Source organism: Acaryochloris marina MBIC11017, assembly GCF_000018105.1.
Taxonomy (GTDB): Bacteria; Cyanobacteriota; Cyanobacteriia; order Thermosynechococcales; family Thermosynechococcaceae; genus Acaryochloris; species Acaryochloris marina.
In genome coordinates this window covers 843,456-865,033 of sequence record NC_009925.1, presented here as the reverse complement: position 1 = coordinate 865,033, position 21,578 = coordinate 843,456, and the positions used below count along the sequence as shown (strand labels likewise).

Below are 21,578 nucleotides of genomic sequence, written 5' to 3'. Positions count from 1 at the left end.
AGAAAATTGCCATTACCTTAAGACAGGCTTGTTATAGAAGAATTCATCCGGCGCAACTGGCCACGAATGCTGGCGTCTAAAACTTGAGAGCCAATTTTAATAATCACTCCGCCAATGAGGTCAGGATCGATGCTTGTTTCAAGATCAACCTGGGCCGCTTGACTCATATGTTTCACTTTGTCAGTGATGGCATGACGTTGCTCATCGGTAAGTTCTACCGTTGAGGTTACTTCTGCCAAAACCGTGTTATTGAGTTTGCGTAGTAATGCCTGATAGTACTTGCAAATACCTTCTAAGAAGATGATGCGTCGTCGATCAATCAAGAGCAGTAAAAAATTAAAAAACTGCTTCTGGACCCGCGATTCAGCCAACTGCCGGAGAACGGCCTTCTGGGCATCGGCGGGGGTGAGTGGATTGACCAAGAAATCTTTCAGGTCATCAGAGGTTTGCAACAGACTGAGGACAAAGCTCACGTCTTCACCAATTTGGTTGGTGAGATTGTTGCTTTGGGCCACAGACATTAGCGCCTCGGCATAGGGTTCAACAATTGTGGAGCTAACCGTGCTTTGTGTCATGAGTTGCCTCCTAGCAAGGCAATGCTTTGATCGACTAATTTCCGCTGGGCGGATTCATTATTCCCTAACTGATTTTTCAAATCAGCTTCAACTTTCTCTAGGGCCATAGCGGTAACGCGCTGTCGAATTTCTGCGATCGCACGTTCCTGACTCGCAGAAGTGTCTTGAGAACCAGCATCTTTGATGCGTTGAATCTCGGTTTTTGCTTCAGCCAGGATTTGCTCCTTCGCTTTACTTGCATTGGTCTGAGCATTCGCCAAAATCTTTTTCGCTTCTGCTTGAGCTTGAGCAAGCTTCTCTTGCTCTTCTGCCAAAGTTGCAGCAGCCTTCTCTTGATTGGCTTCAGCTTCGGAGATTGCGGTTTCAATGGCTTCTCGTCGCTTTACTAGGGACTCCCCTAAAAAGCCTCGACCAAAATAAATCAGTAATCCGATAACGATTACCAAATTGACGAGATTGGCTTCCAAAATATCAAAGTTAAGGCTGTAACCACCAGCCTCAGCTAGTTGTGGAAACCCAGTCATGCCAGCGCTTGCCAGCCAATTAAACATCCCCATGTTTATAGTCCTAACTGCGGTGCGGTGATGGCTTATGCCAGGGTGGAGCCTAAGAGCTTATTGAGAATTTGCTGGCTGAGGGTATCAACCTGCTTCTCTAATTCGCTAAAGGCGGACTGTTTCTGTGACTCGAGTTCGGCTTGAGCTTTCATCACTTCAGCTTGAACTTGCTTCTGGGCTTCAGTGATTTGTGTTTGAGCAATTTTTTGGGCTTCGGCTTGAGCATCTGCCAACACTTGTTGTGATTGCTTTCGCGTGCCTGCCAACTCCTGTTCATATTGCTCAGTTAAGCTCTTGGCTTTAGCCAAACGCTCACGGGCTTCAGTATTGTTGGTGCGAATAAACCCATCTCGCTCATCAATCGCTTGAGTGAGGGGCTTGAAGAACACTGCGTTCAGCACAGCGACCAACAAAAAGAACTGGAACATCATCAATGGCAATGTGCCATTAAAATCAAACATTGTTTTGCTCAGTCTAAAAAAGGGTCAGATCAGAAAAAGTCGGAGTTGTAGTGGATGGTGATGAGAACTTAAAGAAGTGCCATCTGGATGCAATACAACTAGAAACGGAGAAGGGACGTTACGCGAACGTCCCTCACTAACCTGTTTAGGCGAAGGGGTTGGCGAAAAGTAGAACAAGGGCGATCACCAAACCATAAATGGTTAGGGATTCCATAAACGCCAAACACAACAACAAAGTGCCTCGGATTTTTCCTTCTGCTTCGGGCTGACGGGCGATCCCTTCTACCGCTTTTCCAGCAGCATTACCTTGAGCAAGAGCAGGGCCAATTGTAGAGATGCCAATTCCCAGGGCAGCAGCTAATACAGAAGCAGCAGCAACTAACGGATCCATAATGCTTTTTTCCTTATTTTGAAATAGAACAACAAGGTAGACCTTACACAGGTTGTCAGACTTAAGATGCCTGCACCAGCCACTAATTTTGGAGCCAATCGATTACTGTTTCAGTAACGTGACTTTGAGGTTAGTGGGCCTCTTCTTCTTCCCCATGACCTTCTAATGACTCGTGGATATAGGCACCAGCCAAGGTCGCAAATACCAATGCTTGAATACCGCTGGTAAAGAGTCCCAGCAACATCACAGGCAATGGCACAATTAAGGGAACCAGTAACACCAACACTGCAACCACTAGTTCGTCGGCAAGGATGTTACCAAACAGACGGAAACTAAGGGAAAGCGGCTTGGTGAAATCTTCAAGAATCGCAATTGGGAGCAGTACCGGAGTGGGTTCGATGTACTTGCGAAAGTAACCGAGTCCTTTTTTCCGAAATCCTGCGTAAAAGTAGACAAACGAGGTACACAATGCCAATGCGACAGTGGTGTTGATATCGTTTGTGGGTGCTGCGAGCTCTCCCTCAGGAAGGCTAATCAGCTTCCAGGGAAATAAAGCACCGGACCAATTGGAGACAAATATGAATAGAAAGAGCGTCCCGATGAATGGCACCCACGGACGGTATTCTTTCTCGCCAATTTGATTTTTGGTCAAATCACGGACAAACTCTAGCGCGTACTCCATGAAATTTTGGAGACCGCTAGGAATGCGCTCAACCTTGCGGGTTGCCAGCACAGACACAATGACTAAGATGCCGATGACGATCCAGGATGTAATCAGAACCTGACCATGAACCTTTAATCCACCGATCTGCCAGTATAAGTGCTGACCCACCTCTAAACTTGCTAAAGGCAAGGCGGTGAACCAATTAAAAGAATCTAGCAGAAGGCTGCTGTGATGCATAATACGCCCAACCTCGTTGGAACTTCAGGCAAAAAAATAGGGGCATTCTGTCGCTGTCTCAAGGGTTAGTTGAGGGGGACAGAACTGCAGACCACAAGGCGAAAACGAGGATGCCAACTTTGTAGGTGAGAAATCCTAAAAAAACAGGTAGGACGTCTAACTGATTCCACTGAGTTGCCACAACAATCAGTAAGACGAAAACACCGAGCTGGCCTTTACCGACCTGGGTATTCCCGCTTCCTAATTGCTCAACATTCTTCGCCAAAATCCTGAGATATAACACTCCAACGGATGCCCCGAGCAAATAGCTGCTGGCAACCTTTAGAGAGTACATCCACCACACAGGGCCAAAAAATAACCCTGCTATAACTGAAGATGAAATTATCAAGCCATTTTTGAGTTGATAAAAGTCATCCATCGAATCTCCTGCTTGAGAAGTCTCTACTTCAGCTAGCTCACTCTCGCTGGAGATGGGGCCGGTCTGAAGGGGAGGATCTGTCAATTCCACAGGTTAGAAATTTGGTTTGGATGCGTTACTGCAGGCCAAGGCCAATGATATCACGACTGGGTAACATTACTTAATGAATAACCTCGAGAATCTAAAATTTAACCCAAAGATATTCTGGTCATTTTTATTTCTATGCCTAGGGGGATGTTCAGTGGCTGAAAAACCTGGTATTTCGTCTTCTCAGCCACAACCTTCGCCATTGCCGATCCAGACCTCTGAACAGATTGACAAGCCACCACAACAGATCATCCCTGTCTCTACTGATGAGGGCTTGGAGTCGTTACAGCCCTCTCAAGTAAAGGCTTCTAAGTTGGGTGTAGTGATGAATGCGATCGCAGGTTGGAATCGGAATTTGCAGGTCAAAGACGTTTATTACGATTTGTATCTACCGCCACAATTACAAGAAAACCCCAATCCTCAGCGTCCCTGTTTAGTGGTTTTACCAGGTTGGGACTTTCCCCGAACGAGCTGGGTCGAAAATACCAACTTAGTCAGCTTTGCCAATCGGTATGGTTACGTGCTGCTGCTTCCAGAGATGGATAAGACCCTTTATGCCAGTAACTACTATCCTGAAACCACCCTCAAGTGGAACAGCATCCCAGGGGGAGCGTTCATTAAAACGACGTTTATTCCTGCCATCCAGAAACGTCATCAGCTGCTACTCACCGGACAGCACAATACCCTACTGGGGCTCTCGACTGGTGGTCGAGGCGTTGCCCTAATAGCCCTCGAAAATCCAGGGCTATTCGTTGCAGGAGCCAGCTTATCAGGAGACTTTAGCCAAGAGAATACCCCTGAAGATCGGCTAATGACTGCCTTGTATGGTCCTTTTGCTCAATTTCAGTCTCGGTGGCTGGGGCGAGATAATCCGCAAGCTAGGGCTTCAGAGTGGACGATGCCCTTATATCTATCCCACGGCACAGCAGATGACATTGTGCCAGAGTCGCAAAGTCGCCTATTTTTTGAAGCCTTAAAACAGCAGCCGTCGGCAGTAGTGGAGTATCATCCAGTGGCTGGTGCAGGTCATGATTATCCCTATTGGGGAAGCCAATTAGAGGCCGTCTTTAAGTTTATTGACCAGCCCCGATAGTCTGGCTGTTTCTAAGTTCCTGTTGAACCCATGCGCATTGTTGCCTATCTCTACCAGGACTTAACGTGGGAAACGAAGTTGGATTCCACCATTTGGGGCTGGGAAGTCGATCGGGTCTACCAGGATTTGGATTGGCGACGATCCCAACTTGCAGCGATGCTGGCGGATTGTCAAATAGAGACACCTGACTATTTGCTGGTGATGCGGCTGGAAGATTTGGGAGAATCCCTGAGCCAGGTCACGGAGAATTTGGTGCAGTTGGAGGGACTGGGGACTTGCCTGATTGTAATTGAGCAGGACTACCAATCTCCAAATTTCAAACTAGGCCAGGCCAATATTGAGCAGGATGGTGCAGAAAACTCTGATTCATCACAGCTATTAGTCTTACTGGATGCCATTCAAGCGGAGCAGCGTAGTCGGCGCATTCGCCACGGTCATGCCCAAAACCGGATTAAACGACGTCCCCCACCGGGAAAAGCCCCCTATGGTTATAAGCGGGGTAAGGACCGATACGTGATCGATCGCACCGTTTCTCCAGTCGTTAAGGACTTCTTTGAGCATTTTTTGCTGTATGGGTCTTTGCGCGGTTCGGTTCGACATATTGCCAAGAAGCACGGCAAAAAAATATCGGTTTCAACGGGGCGGCGATGGCTGACAAACCCCGTATATCGAGGCGATTTAACCTACCAAAATCAGCAGGTGGTAATGGATACTCATACACCTCTGCTTTCCCGAGAAGAAGGGGCCCAGGTAGATCGGCTCTTGCGGCGAAATCGGAGTATGACACCCAGAGCTGCGAGTGCCCCTCGGTCTCTATCGGGTATTGTATTTTGTGCCACTTGCCAGTCGCCCATGACCATTTCGCGAGTCATGCCCCGGGGAAAGGGTAAGGAATATCTCTATCTTCGCCCCACTAAATGCCCTGATAAACCCAGATGCCAAGCAATTTCCTACGACAAGATTTTGCAGAAAACGATTCAATCTATTTGTGATGAACTCCCCCAAGCCGTGGCTGGGGTGAACCAACCGATTCTGAGTCAGTTTAAGCGGGGGGTAGATGCAGAAATTGCAGCCAAGCAAAAGATTCTGTCTCAACTGCCTGAGTTGGTAGAAACTCAAGTGCTTGATCAATCCACAGCTGATTTACGAGCCTATAATTTGCAAACTGAAATTGCAGAGTTAAAAAGTCGGTTGGCTCAACTTCCTCCCGTGAACTTAAAGGAGATTGCCCAAACGGTATCTATTGATCAGTTTTGGATGGATTTATCAGAGTCTGAACGACGCTTTTATTTTCGAGAATTTATTCGCCAGGTGGATCTAATTCGGGATGGCAAAGACTGTGAGGTTAAACTGAATTTTATGTTCTGATGAGTGGACAAATATTTATGAATTCACAGTGTGTTTAATTGGAAATCTAATAATTAGACCTGATATGTAAACAGAATATAAATTTGATAGATCGGTGTATGGGTAGTCGGGCAAATAGAGTTAGAAATCCTGTCTCAAAGGATGGAATAGAGCTTCGATATAGAAATTCAATTTATTTATCTTACTTTCAGCCTTGGGTAAATACTGATTCCAGTTGATATAGTTCCATGGAGTCTAGCTGGTAACTATAAAGTTCCTCTTGGGTAAATTGTTGAATAGGGTAGATAGGATCCTTACAGTTCAAATCATTTAGATTAGTACCATTTCTGGTATTCCAAAAATAAATACTGTCATCAAGGTTTTGCCACCAGGCAAGAATTTAATATCTCGAATTACTTCTAAATGTTGACGCAATCTAGGACGACTAGATCTGTAAACACAGAATACTGTATCCAATAAATCAAGATCCCAAGCTTGGATTCCCCCTTTGCCACCTATAATTTTTAGTGCTCTGTGCCCACTATTATTCAGGACTTGCTAGCATCCTTTCTCTCAAGAACGTTATGAAGATTTACGAAATACTAAAGGTTCAAAAGGCTCGTTAGTCTCATCATAGAAACTGAATTCAAGTCGTTCATTTTGGAGGTGAAGTCTTACTGTGACTACTGAGGAGTCTCCAGGATCACCAATATCTTCATGCCAAACTGCCTTCCCCTGAAATACGGAAGCCGTAATCTTTCCATTTTGAAGTGAGAATTCCTGCTGTAAAGTAGTCCCTAGCCTAATAATGCCACTTTGTATTTGCAGCACCTTATTCTCTTCAATCATCAGATTTAAGAGTGTTTCTAAATTCTCGCGCTTTTTGGGATGAGTTGTGGCATCAAGCTTAGTTTGTATCTTTGCGATGCTTGGACTTTCCTCAGGAACAAGGTCATAGTCTCCATCAAACTGCGCTGTGCTGACCTTGGATGGCACTGAAAATTCTTGTTTTGGGTTGAGATCTGGAACACTACAACTAGCTAAAAACGCCACTATCACAAGCATTTGTGAAAGCCATAAGCAAACTTTCAATAGCATCACGGTTTGGGCGCTGCCTTTTCAGCTTCTGGTTTGGATGTGGAGGGTTCAGGTCCAAATTCTTCTTGTATGATTTCTTGTAAAAGCTGGGTGATTTCGGGTAGCAAAATATCATTCGATTGAGCCAAGGCTTCTTTAGTCAGTTGAGGCAAAGTTGCGATCGCTTTTCGTCCTGTTGGTGTTTGGTAGAACTTGATTAAGTCTTTTAGCTCCTTCTCTGTATAGTACTTGGCATACAGATTGGTGCTAATTTCCTCAGTTATTTCACCAATATTGACCCGGCTGGGCAATAACTCGCGATACCGTTTTACCATTCGTTGGGCTGTGGTTGTGACGCGTTTTACCAGTTCATCCCCTTGTAACTGCGTGCGATCGCGAATCATATTGGCCAATACCTTCGGCAAGGTTTCCTCCATATTGGCCAACATGACCTCTAGGCGCTGTTCAGCATTTTTTTTCTGCTCCGTAATCAGCAACAGCCGCTGGATCAGAGCTAGTTTCTTAGGAGAAGGAGGAGTTGCAGTTTCTTCAGGTAGGGCTGTTCCCTTAGGTTTGTCCTCTGCATCACTTTTGTTGGTCTCTACGGTCGGTGAAACTGCTTTAGGATCTTCCGCTTTGTCTTCAGAATCAGCAGGGGGTTGCTTATCTAGTTTGGGGGATGAAGAATTTTGTGGTGTCTCCGTTGCTGGGGCAGCTGGCTCGGTTGTTCCATTCTCTTCCTGAATCGATGTGGTCTGGTCTTCCGCTTTTACCTCAACAGGGATACCTATTGGCGTGCCCAGTATCGTCATTGATAGTCCAAATAACCCAATTCTTACACCCCAAGATTGAACCAAGATGTCTGCACTCCTAATAACCGTAAACAACTTATGGGTGCCAGTTTAGCAATTCCTTAAAGACATCATTATTTTGCTTCCAAAGGTTAGCGTGCTTGAATCAGTTACAGGTTTATTTCCATCAAAGTCCTTGTCCAAAAGACTCTTAGAATTAAGCCATAGGTTGTATTGAATATTCTGGCTATGCCTAAGACTCCATCCCAAACTAGTACCGCCTGGCACAGCCCACAGTGGTATCAACGTTTTTTTGCCTGGGCGATGGCTACGGCTGCTCAGGGGTATGAAACCAAAATGGCTGATCGCAAACGCCAGCTGTTTTCACATTTACAAGGAGAAGTCTTAGAACTGGGTCCTGGTGCAGGGCCAAACCTCCCGTATTTTAAACCTGAAATCCATTGGTTAGGTCTAGAGCCCAATCCCTATATGCACCCTTACCTCCAGCAGCAAGCGGATTCCCTAGGGCTAAATATCGACGTACAGACAACGACGCTTGCTGACATTGCTATTCCCGATAACAGCAAGGATGTCGTCTTATGTACTCTCGTCCTCTGTTCAGTCCCAGATTTAGAATCCACGGTACAAGATATTCTGCGGGTCCTGAAGCCTGGGGGGCAATTTTTATTTATAGAGCATGTCATGGCTCCTGCGGGTAGTTTTCTGCGCCGTGTCCAAACGGGACTTTGTCCCCTCTGGCAAGTCATCGGAGATGGCTGTCGCCTAGATCGAGAGACCGGTAAGGTGATTGAATCTGCTGGATTTGCCAAAGTTGACTATCAAACCTTTGAAGCACCAGTCCCAATTGCGGTCGTCAAGCCCCACATTATTGGGGCTGCGACCAAAGCCTCTTAATCCTCACAACTTCCTCAAACTCTTTGCCTAATTTGGATATATCGAAATAAGGGAAGGGTCAAGTCCCCTTCCAGCTTTGGTTGGTATTGGGAGGATTGCTCATGAATACGACCCGTCGTCAGAATGATCTCTGGCATCGTGACCCTTACGGCATTGTATTTTCAGGTTTGCTTATTTTGTTATTTCTGTTTTTTTCCATCGCATCACTGTTTTAGAGGGGTGATGCAGGACGGAGAGAGTGAATCTATCTGGAGAGGAGATTCACTCTCTCGATGGCAAGTATGCAGAGGGAAAGCTTATGAATTCAACTCAATTGTTACGAGATTATGGTTCTGGACAACGTAGTTTCCAGAATGCCTATTGTCATCAGATTGATCTGCGGGGTGCAGCCTTAAGTCAGATTAATTTGAGTGGGGCTGATCTGAGTCAAGCGGACTTAGCCAGTACAAACTTGAATGGTGCTAATCTGAGTTACGCCAATTTGACAGATGCTGATTTAAGCCAGGCCGATCTGCGGAGTGCAAACTTGAGCCAGGTTAATTTGATTGGTGCTGATCTCAGTGGGGCAAAGTTGGGGCGGGCTAATCTCAAAGGTGCTGACTTGCGGTGTGCCAATCTGAGTCATGCCGATTTCATTGGGGCTTGTTTGGATGGCGCTGAATTGAGTGGGGCTGAGTTAAACGGTGCCAACATTACCCAAGCAGAATTAAGCCAAACGGCGCGGCATAGTGGTGAATCCCGTCGGTGGGTTACTTGGGCCGGTGGTCGCTCCTAGGTTAATGACCGCTCTCTCCTCTCGCCTGGGCTACAGAATGACCTCGTAACTCGGTTTTGAATTACCGTTATATTGAGGAAATGGTGTAGCCCCGCTAGGCGTAGGAGATTTGGGTGAAGACAGTCTACAAAGACAATTGGTTTGATCGGGCTTTTATTTGGCTGTTCTCAGAAAAGATGGCCCAGGTAGCGGGTCAAAAAAGTGAGCTAGCGGGTTACGAAGGGCTGGTCGATCTGTCTGTGCAAATTATGCGAGGCCGAAATGCCAAGCAGCAGCAGGAAGCTTTGGCTACGGTGTTGCGATCGCTCATCCCCAGCTTTGTTCTACTCGGGATTCGCACTCTGTTTAACCCCACTAAGCGCATTTTAGAATGGAATGCCTGGTTTGCCAGCCGGATGTTTACTTGGCTGGTGGGTCCTTGTGATCTGACGGAAGTAGAGGTCGTCGGTGAAAATGGACAGCTCCGCACCCAACGAAGCGGTCTTCATATTCAAAAATGTCGCTATCTAGAAGAAAGTGGCTGCGTGGGCATGTGTGTGAATATGTGCAAGTTACCCACCCAAGACTTTTTTGCCAAGGAGTTTGGCTTTCCCCTCACCCTCACCCCTAATTTTGAAGATATGAGTTGCGAGATGGTGTTTGGTCATCCTGCCCCCCCTATTGAGGAAGAAGCGGTTTACAATCAGCCCTGTCTAGTAGGTGAATGCCAGATTGCTCAACCCAAAGCCCCTGCTTGCCCGCAGATGCGAAGCAATTGACGGGAGCATGGCCTAATAGTGATATTTTGCTGCTAGCAGATATACTTTCCCATCCCGAACAAGATACACAATGCGGTGTTCTTGATTCAGGCGTCGGGACCACAAATTAGAACCTAGATGCTTAAGAGCTTCGGGCTTGCCAATGCCAGTAAATGGATTTATGGCAATGGATTCAACCACAGCCAGTAACCTTAGTGCCAGCTTCCGATCCTGTTGAATCCAATACTGCAAATCTTCTCTAAAATTTTGATCAAGGATGATTTCCCACTTGACCTCAGTAGGGATAAACTTAGCCTTCTTCTTCCCCAAAGCCCAGCTCCTGGGTGAGTTCATCTAGAGTAGTGGGCTGTCCTTCTCCCGCTTCAGCTCGTGCGATCGCATCAAAGAGACGGGTGGCATTGGCGGGCGATCTCAGTAGGTGAACCGTTTCCATCATGCTGCTCAGCTCATCTGCCGCAATTAAAGCCACACCGGGTCGATTAGGACGTTGAACAATGACAATAGAGCGATTGTCTTCAACATCATTCAGGGTCTCTGCAAAATTAGCACGAGCCTGACTATAACTAAGGGTTTTTGGCAGCATTGACGTACTTAAATCGGGTACGTCAATATTCTAGCAACTGGAATTCTGGTTTCAGGAGAGGTTTAACCGTAGCGGTTGAACATTACTTCCAAACCAGACTGCTAGCTGAGTTGATACGCCCATATCTCAAACTGGGCTTCTGACGATATTTCAGTTTTTAATGAGCCATAGTGCCCAAGGCAAAATGTCTCAAATTTATTCAGTGCCCGTTCAAATTCTTTGTCTGATGACCGCCAACATAAACCGTAGGCGCGAGCTTGCAGAAACCCAAGCAGCTCTTCAACTGTATTACTCACCAACCATTTTTTAACAACTGCATAGTTGGCTCGATATCCTTTTTGGCCGAAATAGTCTTCTACGTTAATTTCTTGGCTGGGAGTGGAAGATGGTGTGTGGGTGCCCTTCGCCAAAAACGCTTTGAAGTAATGCTCAAATTCCATGCGGGCGGGCGGCGTGATCCATTGGGCATTCAAATAGAATCCCCCTGGTTTGAGAACTCGTTCCACCTCACCTAAGAATTTCTGCCAGTGAGAGACGGTATGCACCATATGAACCGTAAGGACAACATCGAAACTGGCACCTGGCAAGGGAAGTTGGGATGCATCTGCCTGGATCAGAGTCAGATTTTCAGGATTGCCCTTCAGCTTATTGCGAAACTGATTGAGCATTTCCTGGGAAATATCTATGCCAGTCACAGAATAGCCCCGCTTAACCAAGGGAAGGACATTCAATCCTGTCCCCACACCAGGTTCTAAAAAAGAGGTGTCCGGATTGGCATGAACCAGCGCCAAAATGTAATCTGCGACCTCTTCTGCCACTGACTCTGACATCCAGCGCGTTTGGTCATAGATTGCAGCGATGTTGTCGTAATAGTTGAACTGACTCATATTGCTGAATACTCAACTGTATTCAAAGCTTATTTGCGTGCCTAAGCAAACGATATCTAAACCTACGACTAGCCCCACTCATGTCCGCATTGGTTGCAGTGCAGCTTTGGGTTGGTTTCCATCAGATCACACCCACCTAAGACCAGCAATCCCTTGTCCAAATCTTGCTTCATTTGCTCGTCAAAACTAGGTAAACCATACAAGATCAAAGCTGTATTTTGAGCATTACAGTTGGGACATGGCGTTTGATGGATTTCTGCCAGATATTGGCGTTCGGCTGCAGCTTTTGCCTCTGCTTTAGCCTTGGCTCTGGCGGCTGCCCGATATTTTTTACTATGGATTCTGGCCATGGTTCATCCCAGGAGCATGCCGTTGCTAACTTAGCTTTTTGGAATCGCAAACGCCTACAAAGAACTGGAATCTAGACTTTGTGACTCTTCAGGGGTTTGTGGTAAGTGCAAACCACATTCTTCCTTGAGTCCCTGGAACCGGGTGGCTCGATCATTATCGTCATCGGCACCGACTGGACGGCTAGAATGCCAATCTCCGACAGTGGTATAGCCTAAGTCGAAGAATGGATGATAGGGCAAATCATGGGCTTGAAGATATTGGTAAATATCTTTAGAGTGCCAGTTCAGGATGGGGAGAATTTTATACAGATCGCCTTGAGGCTCAACTCGACGCAAGGACTGCCGGAAGCTGGTTTGCTTACTCCGTAGTCCAGCCAGCCATGCTGTTGCCTGCAGTTCCTGTAAGGCTCGCTGCATGGGTTCAACTTTCCGCATCTGATCGTACTGATTGAACGCTTTGACATCATTAAATTCCCAAAGCTTGCCGTAGAGCGCTTCCATGCGGGCAGGGCTAATAGCAGACTGATACACCTTGAGGTTAAGCCCTAGTCGTTCTGTTAGTTGTTCAGCAAACAAATAGGTTTGTGCAGGCAGATATCCCGTATCAATCCAAATAACGGGAATATCAGGGACAACCTGCGTGACTAAATGCAGCATTACCGCTGCTTGGATGCCAAAGCTAGTACTCATCACTAAGCCGTCCCCAAAGGACTCGGCAGCCCAACCAACAATATCCTCAGCAGATGCTTGATCAAATTGTTGGTTGATCTGTTCTAAATCCATTGTTTGGCTCAATGGTTCCATGGCTGGGGAACCAGTTGAAGTGCGGAGGCCATCGGGTTCCCTGCTCTGTTCAGAGGGGGAGGCATCAATTAAGGACATCACAATACCAACGCAGGTTCAAATCTATTAGTACCATGCTTTTTCTATCCGCGATTGATGATTTGTACCGTTCATCCTAGACAAATGTAGTCTTCATAGATGTTGGGGTATTTGGGATTGTTCCTGCCTACGCCAGACCTCATGGTATTAACACAGTTTGGCTCAACGATTGCTCTTGTGATTGGGAATTCCCAAAGCTTCTTCTATCGCTTTATGCTGGGGACTAAAGTCGACATAAGGGATAGAGCTGATCGTGTCACTGGTATTTATTCGTAAGCTGTCTAAAGCAGAAAAACGTGAAGCGGATTTGACGTTAGCGTTAACGGCGGAGGAACGAACGCGATCGCGCCATAAATTCCAAACTCCAGAAGGCCAAACCGTATTCCTACAGCTAGATCGAGGCACGGTTCTTTATGACAATGACTTGCTTCAATCTGATAGCGATACCGTATTGCGTATCGTTGCCAAACCCGAGCCTGTTTTAATGGTCCAGGCTCCCACTCCCCTAGATTTATTGCGAGGGGCCTACCATTTAGGCAATCGCCACGTTCCGTTAGAAATTACATCGACCTGCTTGCGTCTTGCGCCTGATTCGGTTTTGCAAAATATGCTGGAACAGTTAGGCATGGATGTGACGGAAGAAATGCATCCCTTTCAACCCGAAGCAGGCGCTTATGGTCAGCAGGGACACCACCATAGCCATTCCCATTAGATCGCCATCAACCTTGCTGAGTCCTAAAGCTAGAATAATCTTATCGCTTGCTAGAAGATCCCATGAATCCTGCTGCAATAGAAGAGCGTGTTCGCTGGACCACTGAAGTGAACCCCTATATTCGGACAGGGCAATAGATGAATTAAGCGCTATCCTCCTTATTCATACAATAGTGATTGTTCTGTTGTCTCCACTGCTGCTCATATTCACAGGGTGTCAAATACCCCAGTGATGAATGAATCCGCTTATGCATATACACATCTTCTAGAAACTGCTCAATGTGCTCATACGCTTCAGTAAAATTTCGATAGTCTGATAAATCGACCTCTTCTTCTTTTATCGTTCTCATCAATCGCTCAGCATAGCCATTTTGCCAAGCCTGTCCCACCTCGGCCATACTGATTTGCACTTGGTGTTGTTGGAGCAATTGCATATAGGCTGCAGCGGCATACTGAACCCCTTGGTCAGAATGGTGAATCTCAGGCGTTGCCCGCTCCAACGCCTTGTTCAACGCCCTCAACGTTAGTTGCTGGTCGATATGGCGGGACAGATGCCAGCCACGAATGGCGCGAGTAAAGACATCCATCACGACGGCCAAATAGACAAACTCCTGCTGTAAGCGAATGTACGTGATGTCCGCCACCCACACCTGCTCAGGATGGTCGATGGAGAGATTCAACACTCGATTGCCATAGCGAGGGAACGAATGTTCGCTATTGGTGGTGCGTTTGCGTTTGACTTTGGTCTTGGCCATAATCCCTATCTGTCGCATTAGTCGAGCCACGCGTTTATGGTTAACGCAATACCCCTGACGCTGCAGTTGGGCGGTGATTCGACGATAGCCATAAGTCGGATAGGCTCCAGCAACTCCAGCAATGGCCGCTTTTAGTTCGCTCTCATCCGGTTGGCCTCTGGCATGGTAATACACTTGAGAGCGTGGGTAATTGAGTACCTGACAAATTTGGCGAATGGAATAGTCCTGCTGCAACTGTCTCACCATCTGCCGTTTTTGGTTAGGTGTAAGGACATTGAGGCTTTTTTTGCGATCTCTAATTGCAGCGTCAATTGGCCGACTAGACGCTCTAACTGAGCAATTTTCGCTTCAGCGTTGTCGTCGTTGTTCTGACTCTCAAAAATGCTACTGGCGTGCGCTAGAAATTCCTTGCGCCAGCGGTTGAGGAGGCTAGAGTGCAGGGTATGGATGCGACACAATGCACTGCTCGTTTTTTCACCGCTTAACAATTGTAAGACCACTTGAGCTTTGAACTCAGCACTATATTGACGACGTTTTGATGACATTAATTTCCCTCATTCGGTACAAGATTACGATGCTTAAGGACTTGTCCGAATCTTGGGGGTCACTTCACACCTCGGACCTAGAATTACTTCCTGAAAGTAGCAACCGCTATGAAATTATTGATGGAGATCTGTTTGTGACTCGTGCCCCTCATTGGCAACATCAAAATTTCAGTGGCTATATTTGTGCAGAATTGCGTAATTGGTCCTTGGAGATGGAGATCGGTGAGTCAGTTATGGCTCCAGGTCTCATATTTAGAGATGTGGACAGTGTCACACCAGATGTAGTGTGAGTTAGCAAAGAGCGCCTAGAAGCTACATTGGACGAATCAGGACATCTTGTGGCTGCTCCTGAGTTCGTGATTGAAGTTTTGTCGGCGGGTACGGAAAACGAGCGCAGAGATCGCGAGGCCAAACTCAAGCTCTACAGCATCCGAGGGGTGCAAGAATACTGGATTATCAACAGGCAGTTGAAACAGGTGGAAATCTACCGTCGCCAACAGGCGATGTTGAAGCTGGTGACAGCGCTACTCTATGATGCAGAGACTATCACTTCCCCCCTTTTGCCTAACTTTGTTTGTTCTCTCTCGCGATTATTTGTTTAGGAAGTAGTTGTCATCATCAGGATGGCTTAGCTGAAGAGAGACTCTGGCTATAGTATTTGCGAATCACTTGTTCTGCCGGTTTATTTTGGGGTGAAAAGCCTGCACCTTGTTGTTTGGGATTGGCCTCAATTGAGGGGAACCACTTCCACCAGTACACCCCAGCCAACCAGCCCTCCTGCCAAATAGTTTGGAAGAATGCTTCATAACAATTGGCTTGTGTCCGTAAACCGTCTGAGGTGGCCAATTTAGAGGGATTAATCTCGGAGGTGTCAGGCCATTTCCACGGTTCTATAGCGGCATCGGACGTACTGCGGTAGCCCAATTCTGTAAAGATAACGGGTTTTTGATATTTATTGTGGAGGGATGCGATCTCATCCCCGTATTGCTGCCAAGCCTGCTTCAACTCCGCTATACTCGGCTCTATTTTGGAGGCTAAGGGAAAATACGCTTGAATACCAATAAAGTCCAAGGCATCCCAAAACTGTATTTGTTCATAGGCTTCATACCAATTGGCAGCATAGGTGAGCTGACCGGGATACATCTGCCGAATCTCAGTAATTAATTGTCGCCAATCTTGTTCTCGTTCTACCGCTGTGGTCTGCAGTTCAGTGCCAATACAGAGGATGGGAATATTCTGCTGTTTGGCTAACTGGGCATAATGCAAAATAAATCGGCGATAGTTGGTAAACCAGGTCTGCCAATCCGCCTCAGACTTCATTTTGATATCCGTCCGCCACTTGCCCTCCTGGGGGCGAGTCAGCCAGATGTGGGGTTTTAACAGGGTTTGAATGCCTCGCTCTTGGGCTAACTGAGTGGTGGTGATCAATCCCTCATCGGTTTCGCCCCACCAAACCCCTTTTGTGGTTAACGCTAAATCGGGGGAGTTAATATCTCGCTGCCACCCAAACGGAGTTTGGACAATCCAATTCACATGGGCTTGAGTCAGGGTGTCAAAATTTTTAGCAGAAATGGGCGTCCGTTCAGCCGTCCAAGACATCCCTCTCTGCTTAGCTCCAGGTTCAATTTGAACGGCCGCTGGCGCTTGACTTTCAGCCAGGTAGATTTTGCACCCCACTATCAGCATTACGGTCAAACTCAAGAGCAGGATAAATTTTCTCATTCAGACCCTCAAATGCTTTCCCCTTTTGCTTCTTAAACTACTGGATCTAGATAATGGCAACATGAGTAATTGCTGAAAATCATCTCTGTTAGAGTATTTCTACAGGTGAGGAATACTCAATGCTGGACGAGATTTTAAATTCCGTCTATGTGGCAATTGTTCTTGATATTTTTGGAGGAGCAGCACTTGCTTTAGGTGCTTCGGTTGGATTGATTTATCTGTCGCTCAAGTCAGAAGCTAAGTCCGAAGGATCTTATACTTTGACGAGTTGGCTATTAATTGGCCTTATTCAAGTCTTATTTACAATGGTGGGAATCTATGCTGGATGGGTTGCAGCTTTGAGTTTCTGGATTGTTTATGGATGTCTAGCAGTACAGACATTCATACCTAAATTTAATTTTTGGATCACGAGTGGCTCATCTGCAACCCACATATGTGCCTTTGTGATCATGACAATAACGTCGAGTCTCTTTCTCTTCTATCAACTTGGATACTACTCAGCGCTTACTTCAACTCACTAGTCCTGCTTTACCAGTCGGGGCCTATAGCTATTCTGAAGGCCTAGAATGGTTAGTTGACCAGGGAACGATAGACAACGAATCCCACTTGCGGACATGGTTGCTGCAAGAGCTAGCCTATGGATCCATCCGTATGGAAGCTGCGGTCATGGTTCGTGGGTATCGAGCGAGCACCGATGTGCAAATATTGCAGTACTGGAATGCCTGGTTATCCGCTGCCAGGGAAACAGAAGAGTTGAGATTACAAAGCTTACAGATGGGGCGATCGCTTTTGCGATTATCTAAAGCCTTGCAAGATCCAGAACACACTGGCCCTGAATTGATTGAGGTTTGGGAGCAATTACAGACTGGGTGCAATTTTGCGATCGCATTTGGACTCACCGCCAACCTCTGGCAAATTCCCTTAGAGTCAGCCACCCTCGGATATCTCCACAGTTGGGCCACCAATCTAATTAGCGCCGGGATTAAGCTGATCCCATTGGGGCAAACCACAGGCCAACAGCTGCTCTTTCAGCTACAGCCCCATATCGAAGCAGCCACCCAATCCATCCTTTTATTAGAAGACAAGGATCTCTGTAGCTGTGGCTGGGGACTTGCCCTGGCTAGTATGGCTCACGAGACGCAATACAGTCGTTTGTTTCGCAGTTAAAACATTAGAACTATAGGCCCACTAAGGCTTGTAAGATACTGGCAGCCTTTTTATTTATCAACCTTCTAATAACCCTAGGACTGACTCAAATGAATTCCCTTCGCGTGGGGGTTGCTGGCCCCGTTGGATCAGGCAAAACGGCATTAGTGGATGCCCTCTGTAAAGCCATGCGGGATCAGTACAATCTTGCCGTTGTCACCAACGATATTTACACCCAAGAAGATGCCCAATTCTTGGTTCGTAGTCAGGCCTTAAGCCAAGACAGAATTCTGGGGGTCGAAACTGGAGGCTGTCCCCACACCGCCATTCGTGAAGATGCCTCCATTAACTTGGCTGCGATCGAGGATTTAGAGCAACAGTTTTCTCCTGATATCGTGTTTGTCGAAAGTGGGGGAGATAACTTAGCGGCCACCTTTAGTCCTGAGCTGGTCGATCTCACCATCTATGTCATTGACGTGGCAGGTGGCGACAAAATTCCCCGCAAAGGCGGACCTGGGATCACTAAATCGGACTTATTAGTCATCAATAAAACGGATCTTGCGCCTTATGTGGGGGCCAGCCTCCAAGTTATGGAAGAAGATACGAAAAAAATGCGCGGTCCTAAACCCTTTGTGATGACGAACCTGAAGCAACAGGTGGGGCTCCCCGTCGTCATGGAATTTGTCGTCCAACATATTCAGCCAGTCCCCAACAAAAAGCGGTAATCAGCAAAGCCAATTACCGCACAGAGAAGTGAGTAAGGAGTCAAACCATGAAGTTCACTCCAGGAGTTAAAAAGCTAGAACGAGAACACAACCCGTAGCAGACCTTGATAGAGGTTAGGCTCAATGCTGCTACTGTTGGGGTTCAAAATAGCTGAGAAAATTGGGCTAATGGTGATGTTGTCATTCACAGGGAAACGATAGAAGGCCTCCAAGTTAATTTGGTCTTCATCGTTTATACCTACCCCTGGCGATGCCACATTGTTGATGAAAGGCATCCCTGCAGATACGGCAAACAAAGAACCGGGTACTAATAAATCGTGAATACCAGCACCTGCCTGCCAAGTTTGGGCATCAAATCGGCCCACAGTACCCGCAGCAAAGGGAATGGGGTTAGCCACACCTTGGCCATCAGCAAAAGAATAACCATAGCGACCGAATACGCCAAATTGGCCAAACTTCGCTTCGGCATTCACACCCACAACATTTTGTTGGACACCAAAGGTCTCAGAGTTTGTAAATTGCAACTTAATGGCAAAGTTAGAATCATCTCCTAACTCACCTGCATATTCCAACTCAGCCGTAGCTTGGTAGGGATCGCCAAATAACCCTCCGTCGTTGGGTGGGCCAGTGTTGACTGCAGAAAAACCATTCACTGCCACATAGGCACCCCGTAGGGACACGGGACCACCATTGAAGTTCCAGTCAAAACCAGCACCCGCACCCCCTAGGAAGTTAGTAATGTAGGGCGTGATCAAGGGGTTGTTAATTAGGAACCAGGTACTGAACCCTGTAAACGGACTGGTGTAGCTATTGCCATCAATAATGTCCGTTGGATAGTACAACGGAGCAACCGTTACCGCCAAATCTTCGACGGGTTTAAAGGTATAGGCTAAACGGTAGAGGGTTGCATTATTGGGTAGACCAGCAAAGTAATACTGACCTGGGTTGAATAAAGGTGCACTTTGGGCAAAGGGCAGTGTTGCAGTGCTTCCAATCTGGGCATTGGAGAATAAATCTTGACCGTTGTTGCCAAAGAACAACGTGGTTTGCAAGAGGTCATCTCCAGAGAAGCTGGTATTGAAGCTCATGTAGACAGAGCCAATTGCGCTTGCCCGAGAGTCTGCCAGCTGGTTAACACCTGGCGTTAACCCATCGGAAGAGTTATCGAAAGCTTGGTTGTCTGAGTCACCAAATTGAGCCGTGAAAACAGCGTCAACACTCAATTTAGTAGTTGTGGAGAACTGCTGAGCTTCAACGGTTGCAACCCGAGCTTCCAGACCATCAACCCGCCCTCTTAGAGTTGCCAGTTCAGCTGCAAACTCATCTTGTAGGGCTTTCAGGGCATCCAGATCTTCCTTCGTCGCGAAACGATTGCTGAGGTTATCCAGACAGGCGTTCACTAAAGCGGCAGCTTCCCGACGAGACATGGCTCGACTTGGGCGAAACGTACCATTGGGGTAACCGGCGACACAGCCATAGCGCTCAACTAAAGACTGAATCGCTTGAAACGCCCAATCATCTGGCTGAACATCAGATAACTGAGATACGGAGGTCACTTGACCCACGGAATCCGTTTTAGTCTCCTCCATCAAATCTGCAACAGAAGGAGATGTTGAGACAGAGTGATCTGCTAACCGTAAGGTCTCCAATTCCGCAACTGTACTATTGGCTTTATCAGAATTTGCATCCAGCTCTGTCTGTAAGTCTGAGGGAGCCAAGAATACTTGGGATTCCTCACTATCATTAGCGTCGGAATTGAGCGCTAACTCCAAGGAGGGGATCGCAGTCGTATCAGCTTGTACTTCTTCTAAAGCGGTTGGTTCTACTGCTCCTACTGCTGTAGGGAGCAAACAGGCCCATAATGCAAGAGATGAAAAAACTAGGGATTTATCCCGAATATTGGTCATTTAAAAATCCTCACACACACCTAGAACAAAGATTCTTTATTAGAATCTGTTCTTAAATTCGACTATTTCATCATCAACAAGAATTTGGCTTTATCGCCCCAAGTACTAAATACAAGTGATCTAGATGACGTTGAAGCTTTTGAGTGTTGAACTAGACCGGACTAAGCCAATATAAACGCATGAAGCAACTGTAAAACAGTAACCAATTAGACCAAGAAACGCTTCAAAACACTCCAGCCATGTTGTTTAGATGATAATTTCCTAATTCTTAGATGAAGGCAGCATTAGAAGATCCTTAATCTAAGTCCCCCAGATATAACTACGTTATGGTGGGTGCTTATTTTGTAAAATTCAATACAAATTCAGAAATAATTAAACTTGTAACTTTCTCTAACTAAAAACAGTTCCTACTTAGAGGATGCCAGGAGTCTTAAACAAGATAACTTTGGCAGTAGTTTTTACAGGATTTGAGTGATATAGTCCCAAATCCATTTGTCTTCTGCATCTTTTCGTAGGCCTTATCAAGAATTTTTTGAGATCTTAGCTGAGAACATATTGTTCCAGGGAATCTTTGAAATCAAAATTAGTACGACATAGAGCAATGAAAGGCGCTCTCAATTATTAGCTTAAGCAGAGAGAGGTAGGTAAACTTTTATAGTATTGATGCTGGACACAAATCTGTCAGAGAGAAGGGCTTAGCCAAACTTAGAAATTAATAAATGTATGTGAGCATCCTGTAAATGGGAAATTTCTCTGAAAAAATAACTAAATTAGGCTTTCAGCCAGTGTTAATAGAAATTATGTTTAGTAGTGGTGCCCAAGGGGGCAGGTTTCAGTCGTTTTAACCCTAGGAAAAACATTGGAACTTAAGCTTTTGTTAATAAAGTCAATAAATCCCTGTAGCCTTTGTAGAGCAAGGAATCAGGGGTAAGTGTAGCTCAATAAATAGGGTGGACAACTGATTTTCTGTATCAGAGATAACATTTTTCTGGCAAGATAAATCCCTAGACTTTTCCAGATAAAGGTAATGTTGATCAAAATCAGCAGTCATTTGTATTGTGCCAGTCAAAGGTCAAAGCAACTGATATTAGGGGGAAGACCGAAACTGTTTCTTCGGAGATTGAAAAAAAATTGTCCACCTAGACATGTTATGTAAGCAATTTATTTTTTGAAAGCATGTCTGTAATTATTAAGTTACTTTGTGTTGAGGAGTGAATCG

25 protein-coding genes and 1 pseudogene are annotated in these 21,578 nt (G+C 46.2%); 10 read left to right on the top strand and 16 right to left on the bottom strand.

The annotated features are described in order from the left end of the window. Window positions 1-17 precede the first annotated feature (17 nt). The 6 genes from atpH to AM1_RS03950 form a co-directional block, all read right to left on the bottom strand. Entirely contained in the window at window positions 18-575 is a 558-nt protein-coding gene (gene atpH / locus AM1_RS03975; protein ID WP_012161507.1) for an ATP synthase F1 subunit delta, read from the bottom strand. Then, window positions 572-1,132, bottom strand: a complete 561-nt coding sequence (locus tag AM1_RS03970; RefSeq protein WP_012161506.1) for a F0F1 ATP synthase subunit B — start codon at window positions 1,130-1,132, stop codon at window positions 572-574. Before AM1_RS03970 ends, atpH begins: the two co-directional genes overlap by 4 nt. A gap of 32 nt (window positions 1,133-1,164) precedes the next feature. Further along, the gene (locus tag AM1_RS03965; RefSeq protein WP_010468091.1) at window positions 1,165-1,593 is read right to left on the bottom strand and encodes a F0F1 ATP synthase subunit B'; all 429 of its coding nucleotides are present in this window, start codon (window positions 1,591-1,593) and stop codon (window positions 1,165-1,167) included. Window positions 1,594-1,738: 145 nt separating this feature from the next. Then, window positions 1,739-1,984: an ATP synthase F0 subunit C gene (gene atpE, locus AM1_RS03960; RefSeq protein WP_010468088.1), complete on the bottom strand. Its 246-nt coding sequence runs from the start codon at window positions 1,982-1,984 to the stop codon at window positions 1,739-1,741. Between the two features lie 130 nt (window positions 1,985-2,114). Then, complete coding sequence (gene atpB, locus AM1_RS03955; RefSeq protein ID WP_187152921.1) at window positions 2,115-2,885, bottom strand: F0F1 ATP synthase subunit A; 771 nt, start codon at window positions 2,883-2,885, stop codon at window positions 2,115-2,117. A 58-nt stretch (window positions 2,886-2,943) separates the two neighbouring features. Continuing rightward, entirely contained in the window at window positions 2,944-3,393 is a 450-nt protein-coding gene (locus AM1_RS03950) for a hypothetical protein (protein WP_010468084.1), read from the bottom strand. Between the two features lie 151 nt (window positions 3,394-3,544). Between AM1_RS03950 and AM1_RS03945 the strand changes: the two genes are divergently transcribed. Together AM1_RS03945 and AM1_RS03940 are read left to right on the top strand one after the other, a co-directional pair. Next, window positions 3,545-4,483 carry an alpha/beta hydrolase-fold protein gene (locus AM1_RS03945; RefSeq protein ID WP_063710513.1) on the top strand — a complete coding sequence of 313 codons (939 nt, stop codon included), beginning with the start codon at window positions 3,545-3,547 and terminating at the stop codon, window positions 4,481-4,483. Between the two features lie 30 nt (window positions 4,484-4,513). Then, window positions 4,514-5,851, top strand: a complete 1,338-nt coding sequence (locus tag AM1_RS03940; protein WP_012161503.1) for a recombinase family protein — start codon at window positions 4,514-4,516, stop codon at window positions 5,849-5,851. A gap of 561 nt (window positions 5,852-6,412) precedes the next feature. Here the strand turns inward: AM1_RS03940 and AM1_RS03935 are convergent. Then, entirely contained in the window at window positions 6,413-6,928 is a 516-nt protein-coding gene (locus tag AM1_RS03935; RefSeq protein WP_063710512.1) for a hypothetical protein, read from the bottom strand. After that, the gene (locus AM1_RS03930; protein ID WP_238549161.1) at window positions 6,928-7,719 is read right to left on the bottom strand and encodes a DUF2059 domain-containing protein; all 792 of its coding nucleotides are present in this window, start codon (window positions 7,717-7,719) and stop codon (window positions 6,928-6,930) included. The genes AM1_RS03935 and AM1_RS03930 overlap by 1 nt, the downstream gene beginning before the upstream one ends. Window positions 7,720-7,947: 228 nt before the next feature. On the opposite strand from AM1_RS03930, the gene AM1_RS03925 reads away from it, so the two are divergent. The 3 genes from AM1_RS03925 (at window position 7,948) to AM1_RS03915 (ending at window position 10,146) form a co-directional block, all read left to right on the top strand. Next, the gene (locus AM1_RS03925; RefSeq protein ID WP_012161499.1) at window positions 7,948-8,613 is read left to right on the top strand and encodes a class I SAM-dependent methyltransferase; all 666 of its coding nucleotides are present in this window, start codon (window positions 7,948-7,950) and stop codon (window positions 8,611-8,613) included. A 298-nt stretch (window positions 8,614-8,911) separates the two neighbouring features. Then, window positions 8,912-9,388 carry a pentapeptide repeat-containing protein gene (locus tag AM1_RS03920; protein ID WP_187152920.1) on the top strand — a complete coding sequence of 159 codons (477 nt, stop codon included), beginning with the start codon at window positions 8,912-8,914 and terminating at the stop codon, window positions 9,386-9,388. A 113-nt stretch (window positions 9,389-9,501) separates the two neighbouring features. Then, window positions 9,502-10,146 carry a DUF4033 domain-containing protein gene (locus AM1_RS03915; protein ID WP_012161496.1) on the top strand — a complete coding sequence of 215 codons (645 nt, stop codon included), beginning with the start codon at window positions 9,502-9,504 and terminating at the stop codon, window positions 10,144-10,146. A 12-nt stretch (window positions 10,147-10,158) separates the two neighbouring features. On the opposite strand, the gene AM1_RS03910 is transcribed toward AM1_RS03915, so the two are convergent. From AM1_RS03910 to cysH, 5 genes are all read right to left on the bottom strand, one after another. Continuing rightward, window positions 10,159-10,455 (bottom strand): Txe/YoeB family addiction module toxin, encoded by a 297-nt coding sequence (locus tag AM1_RS03910; protein WP_012161495.1) that lies wholly within the window; start codon window positions 10,453-10,455, stop codon window positions 10,159-10,161. After that, window positions 10,436-10,729 carry a type II toxin-antitoxin system Phd/YefM family antitoxin gene (locus AM1_RS03905; RefSeq protein ID WP_012161494.1) on the bottom strand — a complete coding sequence of 98 codons (294 nt, stop codon included), beginning with the start codon at window positions 10,727-10,729 and terminating at the stop codon, window positions 10,436-10,438. Before AM1_RS03905 ends, AM1_RS03910 begins: the two co-directional genes overlap by 20 nt. Before the next feature lie 101 nt (window positions 10,730-10,830). Next, window positions 10,831-11,616 carry a class I SAM-dependent methyltransferase gene (locus AM1_RS03900; protein ID WP_012161493.1) on the bottom strand — a complete coding sequence of 262 codons (786 nt, stop codon included), beginning with the start codon at window positions 11,614-11,616 and terminating at the stop codon, window positions 10,831-10,833. A 68-nt stretch (window positions 11,617-11,684) separates the two neighbouring features. Continuing rightward, window positions 11,685-11,966 (bottom strand): hypothetical protein, encoded by a 282-nt coding sequence (locus AM1_RS03895; protein WP_012161492.1) that lies wholly within the window; start codon window positions 11,964-11,966, stop codon window positions 11,685-11,687. Window positions 11,967-12,020: 54 nt separating this feature from the next. Then, the gene (gene cysH / locus AM1_RS03890; protein ID WP_012161491.1) at window positions 12,021-12,848 is read right to left on the bottom strand and encodes a phosphoadenosine phosphosulfate reductase; all 828 of its coding nucleotides are present in this window, start codon (window positions 12,846-12,848) and stop codon (window positions 12,021-12,023) included. Between the two features lie 253 nt (window positions 12,849-13,101). Between cysH and ureE the strand changes: the two genes are divergently transcribed. Next, entirely contained in the window at window positions 13,102-13,560 is a 459-nt protein-coding gene (gene ureE, locus AM1_RS03885; protein WP_012161490.1) for an urease accessory protein UreE, read from the top strand. Window positions 13,561-13,702: 142 nt separating this feature from the next. On the opposite strand, the gene AM1_RS03880 is transcribed toward ureE, so the two are convergent. After that, a protein-coding gene (locus AM1_RS03880; protein WP_148215638.1) for an IS3-like element ISAcma13 family transposase occupies window positions 13,703-14,859 on the bottom strand; the annotation gives its coding sequence in 2 pieces (ribosomal slippage) (window positions 13,703-14,604 and window positions 14,604-14,859; 1,158 coding nt in all). Window positions 14,860-14,888: 29 nt separating this feature from the next. On the opposite strand from AM1_RS03880, the pseudogene AM1_RS03870 reads away from it, so the two are divergent. Then, window positions 14,889-15,461, top strand: a pseudogene (locus AM1_RS03870) (Uma2 family endonuclease). A gap of 16 nt (window positions 15,462-15,477) precedes the next feature. Here AM1_RS03870 and AM1_RS03865 read toward each other — a convergent pair. Then, window positions 15,478-16,581 (bottom strand): glycoside hydrolase family 113, encoded by a 1,104-nt coding sequence (locus AM1_RS03865; protein WP_041658999.1) that lies wholly within the window; start codon window positions 16,579-16,581, stop codon window positions 15,478-15,480. 119 nt (window positions 16,582-16,700) lie between these two features. Between AM1_RS03865 and AM1_RS03860 the strand changes: the two genes are divergently transcribed. From AM1_RS03860 to ureG, 3 genes are all read left to right on the top strand, one after another. Further along, entirely contained in the window at window positions 16,701-17,102 is a 402-nt protein-coding gene (locus AM1_RS03860) for a hypothetical protein (RefSeq protein WP_041658988.1), read from the top strand. Beyond that, window positions 17,068-17,748, top strand: coding sequence for an urease accessory protein UreF (locus tag AM1_RS03855; RefSeq protein ID WP_012161487.1), 681 nt, complete (start codon window positions 17,068-17,070; stop codon window positions 17,746-17,748). The genes AM1_RS03860 and AM1_RS03855 overlap by 35 nt, the downstream gene beginning before the upstream one ends. An 89-nt stretch (window positions 17,749-17,837) precedes the next feature. Beyond that, a complete protein-coding gene (gene ureG / locus AM1_RS03850) occupies window positions 17,838-18,452 on the top strand; it encodes an urease accessory protein UreG (RefSeq protein WP_012161486.1) in 615 nt (204 codons plus the stop codon). A gap of 74 nt (window positions 18,453-18,526) precedes the next feature. Here ureG and AM1_RS03845 read toward each other — a convergent pair whose 3' ends face one another. Continuing rightward, entirely contained in the window at window positions 18,527-20,359 is a 1,833-nt protein-coding gene (locus tag AM1_RS03845) for an iron uptake porin (protein WP_012161485.1), read from the bottom strand. Window positions 20,360-21,578 lie beyond the last annotated feature (1,219 nt).